The sequence below is a fragment of the Apilactobacillus sp. EABW-1NA genome (assembly GCF_030398685.1).
GTDB lineage: Bacteria > Bacillota > Bacilli > Lactobacillales > Lactobacillaceae > Apilactobacillus > Apilactobacillus waqarii.
Genome location: NZ_JAPDKO010000064.1, coordinates 1 through 496, shown reverse-complemented (window position 1 = coordinate 496; position 496 = coordinate 1). Strand labels below are relative to the sequence as shown.

Below are 496 nucleotides of genomic sequence, written 5' to 3'. Positions count from 1 at the left end.
AATTAACTACTGATATCACTTATATTCCTTGCGGAAATAAGATGTTATACCTTTCTACAATAATGGATAGTTTTAATTCGGAAATCATTGCTCATAAAATTTCTAATCATCCAAATACCCAATTGGCATTAGATACATTAAATCAATTAGGCTATTTAAATGGAGCTATTATTCATAGTGATCAAGGTTCCACTTATACTTCACGTGAATTTTATGAATTAGCACGTAAAAAAGGCGCCATCAGAAGCATGTCCCGTAAAGGCACGCCAGCTGATAACGCCATCATCGAATCATTTCACGCCAACCTAAAGACTGAAATGATATACACACAAGCTAAACCTAAAGGTTTGGCTGATACAATCAAGTGTATAAATAATTATATCAAATTTTGGAATAATAAACGAATACTAACAAAATTAGGCAACCAATCACCTGTAGAATACAGAAAATCAGTTGCCCAATTAAATAGTTAGAAAGCTGCTTTTATTTATTTGTT

The 496-nt window shown here is 32.1% G+C and carries 1 protein-coding gene; it reads left to right on the top strand.

The window, feature by feature from the left end; all coding sequences use genetic code 11:
- Positions 1-14 precede the first annotated feature (14 nt).
- Complete coding sequence (locus tag OEZ61_RS08100; RefSeq protein WP_290047392.1) at positions 15-473, top strand: DDE-type integrase/transposase/recombinase; 459 nt, start codon at positions 15-17, stop codon at positions 471-473.
- Positions 474-496: the final 23 nt, after the last annotated feature.